Genomic DNA, 4990 nt, shown 5'->3' on the forward strand with positions numbered 1-4990 from the left:
TCAGGATGAACTCTGCAAGCATGTGTTGCGCACATCCGAGGGAAATAAGCCGACGATTATTAACGACGCTCCTTCTGTAGCTGTCATTGCGCTTCAATGTATGATCCGGATGAAAGCAGATCCTATTGTGTTGGTGGGGCAAAATCTAGCTTATCGGGGGGAGCAATATTATGCTGAGGGAATTACCAATTCTCCGGGAATTCCGGTTGGTGCCAATTCACCGTTTGTTGAGGGTGTCCATGGCGAACAGGTTGTCACAAATCAGTCTTTCGTAAAAATGAAAACGGAAATGGAATTTTACATCAATATGGCGAGAGATATTGAATTTATTAACACAACACATGAGGGGGCTGTTATTAAGGGGACATCTTTTCAGAACTTGGAAGAAGTAATCCAGACTCATTTAAAAGGTAAGACTGATGATTCATGGCTGCAAACTAGCAGTAGTTCGGAATACGATCTCTTGTTTCTAAGGTCACGCATTGAAGAGCACCAGCGGGATGAAGAGGTTTATCAAGCCATTATGGAGCAGATCCATCATGTTTTACTCGGTATCAAAAATAAACTCAGTCTGAAACAGGCCCATATGCTAAATGTGTCCTTTGGGCAGTTTGATGACCTTTTTTCTACATTATTGGAAAATGATTTCTTCGAGATATTCATTCTACCTCGCCATCGTATGAGGTATGAGTTTTTGTACAACAAAATGGACGCCATCCAGAATTGTAGAAATCCTCTGATCAGAGGGGAGCAAATTCTACTATACTTCGGGGATTTCATATGGAAATGTCAGCAAGACTATATGAAAATCAAGAACGAGATTCATGATTTTTACCGCCTTGTTTTTACTTATGTGAACGAATAGGCTTCATAAGCCTTATTCGTTAGCTTAGTGACATGAAAGGTAGGTTCAGTGTTCGTTCTATGTAAGGTTTATACAGTACAGATCTAAGGTATCGATTACCACGGCAGAAATCCTGAAATAAAGGGAGTATATTATGAGCGAGAAAAAAAGAAATATGAAACGTTTAAACAGAATGATCAAGGCAAGTGTATTGACCACACAGGTATTTAATCTAGCTAGTCCTTATATGTTGTCAACGTTTGCAGCGGAAAACCCCAGCAGTAAAATCAAAGAAAATACAGATGTAGCGGATAGATTTTCCATAGTCAGCTCCCCTCTAAGTGTGGCTTCATCTGTCTATGTCCAGGCGCAAATGGAAGAGCCGCCTCATTATACCTGGCTATCTCCACAGCTCGAAAGTGGAGTTTCCTTGTCTGCCAATCTATCCATGTTGTTCAGTAAGGATGTAGAACTGGGCACAGGCCACCTCACCGTGCACCAGTGGGATGGAACGGAGGTTGGGCGGATTGATGTCAGTGGAGGAACAGTTGCAGGAGGTACGGTACATATCAGTGGCCAGGACGTGTGGATGCAACTGGACCACCCCCTGGCCGACAACACTCGGTACTATGTAGAAGTTAGCTCAGGGATGTTTGTGGATCGTGGAGGCCAAGGATCGAACGCCGTTTGGGGCAAGGGTATGTGGAACTTTGTGACAGCAGATAAGACAGCGCCGAAGCTGGTATCGAAGTCACCGGAAGGCCTTTATTTAAGTGGTGTGGGTCTAGGGAAAGCGTATTTTAACATGGAGTTCAATGAGTCAGTAAGATGGGACCGTGGGTATATACGGCTGCATGAAGCTTCGGGAGGAGCCGTGGTTCGTGAGCTGCGGATATCTGGCGCAGGGGACTGGAATCGGATATACGAGGTGTCAGGCCAGAAAAAGATAGTAGAATTTATGCTATCAGGTGGACTGGAAGAAGGGAAACCTTATTATGTGGAAATCACCTCCGGAACACTGACAGATATGGCGATGAACCCGTATGCGGGAGTGCACACACCACAGGAATGGACATTCCGCACGGGAGATGACCATTCACATCATTCTAAGGAAAAAGAAACGTCTGATCAGGACACTTCGTCTGCCGCTTCCCGAGCAGAGACCAAGACGGATGCCCTAATAACAGACATTAAGACAGCATCCGTTAAGAGTGGTACTATTCAGCTTATTGGTTTGAACGATAAATTCGCAAGTAAAGATCTGAATGTTATAAACGTTGATCGGAAAGAGCTGGTAGTTGATGCTTCGGGCTATAGTAAAGCAGCAAAGGTGGGTATACCTTCCGCCTTTTTAAAACAGTATAAGAAAGAAAACACAAATCTGCCAATCAGCATACGCACAGATGTAGCTCAGTTTACTCTTTCTTCTGAACTGATCGATAAATTGGTCTCATTATATCCGGAAGAAAGCTTGACAGTTGAAATTTCATCCTTAACAGACGAAAACGGGACACAAGTAAGACAAGCTATTGCTGATACTGGTTTAACGGATGTTTTGGTAAATCCGGTTGATTTTAAGCTTATGGCCGGTAATCAAGAGATCACTGAATTTTTCGGGAATTACGTGGAACGAAAATTGATTTTGGATCATGAAGTTGATCCTAAACATGTAGCGGCCGTATGGTTTGATCCTAACACAGGTGCTTTGTCATCTGTTCCTGTATTGATCCGAAATGTGAATGGACGAACTGAGGCAATCATCAAATCCAATCATAACAGCATTTATGCTGTAGTCTCAACAAATAAAAAGTTCAAGGATCTGGAGAATCATTGGGCACAAAAAGATGTGGAGATGCTGGCAAACAAGCTAATTGTCAAAGGCGTTCAGCCTGATATTTTTGAGCCAAATCGGGCTGTAACCAGGGCTGAATTTGTGGCATTGCTTGTACGTGGATTAGGTATGCAGGAAAAGCCATTACTGGAACAGTTCACAGATGTAAAAGAAGATGCCTGGTATGCTGGTAGTGTTGGAGCTGCGATAGAAGCAGGTCTGATCCGAGGTTACGGAAACCATTCATTCGAACCAGAAAAGGTGATTACTCGCGAGGAAATTGCGGTCATTGCTGAAAAGGCTGTACATTACGCTCAGACTTTAAATACCATTCCTACTAGTGAGGAATATAAAGAGGTTTACAGCGATGCATCTACTGTTTCCCCTTGGGCTCAGCAGGCTATGGCGCAGGCTACAGAACAAGGCTTAATTAAGGGCGTGTCTCCAGACCTGCTTGCTCCTAAACAACAGGCAACACGGGTAGAAGCAACTTCGATATTAAAACGATTTTTGCAGCTTATTAAATTTACAAATTAAAAAATAATGAATTAGACGAATAAGTAATCTATTTTTGGCGGTCCATGTGGATCGCCATTTTTATGCTTTATAATAAATGCTATTATTAGAGCTACCGCTGTTTCAAGATCGTTGTTTAGGAAAAAAGGAGGTGCGATGCTGATGGTGGAGTTGACTGGAATTATCGTGGCAGGTGGACGTTCTAGCAGAATGGGCCAGGACAAAGCTCTGCTCCAACTCGGAGGAGTTACGGTACTAGAGAGAATAGCTGCTGTGCTAGGGAAGGTTGCGGGGCGAGTTATTGTGGTGACGCAGGATGCACAACAGTATAGAGGACTTGGGCTGGAAACGACGACAGATTTATATCCCGGTTTGGGGCCTTTGAGCGGTATCCATGCAGGACTTTCTGCTTCCAAAACGGAATGGGGGATCGTCGTAGCCTGCGATATGCCCTTTGTGCAGCCAGAGATATTGCAGGCTTTACTTGCTCACGCAACGAACTGGACAGCTGCACAAAAGGTAGCGAGTGAACAAAAACATGCGCAAAGAGAACAGGTACCGTTTTATGAAAATGACCTATTTCCTCAGTCAACACAGCCAGCATTACAGGCGGTGATTGCATCTGTGGATGGACGTATACATCCGTTGCTGGGAGTATATCATCGAAGTGTGCTGCCTTCTGCGGAGCAATGTTTACGGAGTGGAAGCCTGCGTCTGATCGACTGGCTGAATTCCTTAAACGTTCATTATGAGAAAGCTGGCGAATGGCCGGGGGCGAGCATGGACATGTGGAAGCAAGCTGTGTTCAACATGAACTATCCACAAGACTACCAGCTTATCGTGAAACAATGGGAGTGTACAGAAGACGTATCGAGACAGAAAGGAATAGTGGAAGATGAGAGAGAAGATATGTGATGATTTTTGGGGGAGTACATAACATGCTAGAAGCTATTATTCATGCCGTTTTATTGGCATTGGGGTTAATTTTGCCCTTAGGGGTACAAAATGTGTTTGTGTTTAATCAGGGGGCGTCCCAGTCGCGGTTTCGCAATGCACTGCCTGCTGTCATTACAGCAGGTGTCTGTGACACCATCCTGATTACGCTTGCTGTTGGGGGCGTATCCCTCATTTTGCAGCAATTTCTATGGCTCACGAATGTGCTTTATGCAGCGGGCTGTTTGTTTTTACTGTATATGGCCTGGACTCTTTGGAACTCGAAGGCGGCTTCCTCGGGAGAAAGTCAGCCGATGCTGCCAAAACGCCAGATGATTTTTGCCGCCTCGGTATCGCTACTGAATCCACATGCCATACTCGACACGGTTGGTGTAATTGGAACCAGCTCCCTGCAATATAACGGCGTGGAACGCTGGGCCTTCGGTATGGCCGCTGTGTCCGTATCGTGGATATGGTTTGTGGGTCTGGCAACGGCAGGGCGGCTTGTAGGACGCATGGATTCAGAAGGAAAGTTTGGTACTGTGCTCAACAAAATATCAGCACTGATTATTTTGGGGCTGGCCCTTTATATGGCCATAAATTTTATGACCAGTATGTGACCCGAACCTTGTTAGAAGAAAAATTTTAATATAGCGAATACCCCGCCCAAAGCAAAAGGGACACCGATCAAAAACAACATAAAGGCCAGACAGCCTGCACCATTGACACCGCCAGCAATTCGGGCGTCCCGAGGGTTGGCCGGATTGTATAGTACCTTAATCTTGCTGCCAACCCGGTTGAGGCTGAGATTGGTACTATAAGGATTCCAGAATTCCACGGCTTCACCTGAAGCTGTATAGAAGCGT

At 44.9% G+C, this 4990-nt stretch carries 4 protein-coding genes and 1 pseudogene; 4 read left to right on the forward strand and 1 reads right to left on the reverse strand.

Features of this window, described 5'->3' with window-relative positions:
• From AC5V8P_RS23310 to AC5V8P_RS23325, 4 genes and pseudogenes are all read left to right on the forward strand, one after another.
• A pseudogene (locus AC5V8P_RS23310) lies at positions 1-865 on the forward strand (motility associated factor glycosyltransferase family protein); the annotation flags it as partial.
• 133 nt (positions 866-998) lie between these two features.
• On the forward strand, positions 999-3212 hold the full coding sequence (locus AC5V8P_RS23315; RefSeq protein WP_064797767.1) for an S-layer homology domain-containing protein: 2214 nt from the start codon (positions 999-1001) through the stop codon (positions 3210-3212).
• Positions 3213-3353: 141 nt separating this feature from the next.
• Complete coding sequence (mobA, locus tag AC5V8P_RS23320; protein ID WP_064797768.1) at positions 3354-4106, forward strand: molybdenum cofactor guanylyltransferase; 753 nt, start codon at positions 3354-3356, stop codon at positions 4104-4106.
• 23 nt (positions 4107-4129) lie between these two features.
• Complete coding sequence (locus tag AC5V8P_RS23325; RefSeq protein ID WP_064797825.1) at positions 4130-4744, forward strand: LysE/ArgO family amino acid transporter; 615 nt, start codon at positions 4130-4132, stop codon at positions 4742-4744.
• 11 nt (positions 4745-4755) lie between these two features.
• On the opposite strand, the gene AC5V8P_RS23330 is transcribed toward AC5V8P_RS23325, so the two are convergent.
• Positions 4756-4990: DUF3592 domain-containing protein (locus AC5V8P_RS23330; RefSeq protein ID WP_495473911.1), on the reverse strand; the 235-nt coding region annotated here is incomplete at its 5' end.

The sequence above is a fragment of the Paenibacillus sp. N119s genome, from assembly GCF_059447605.1.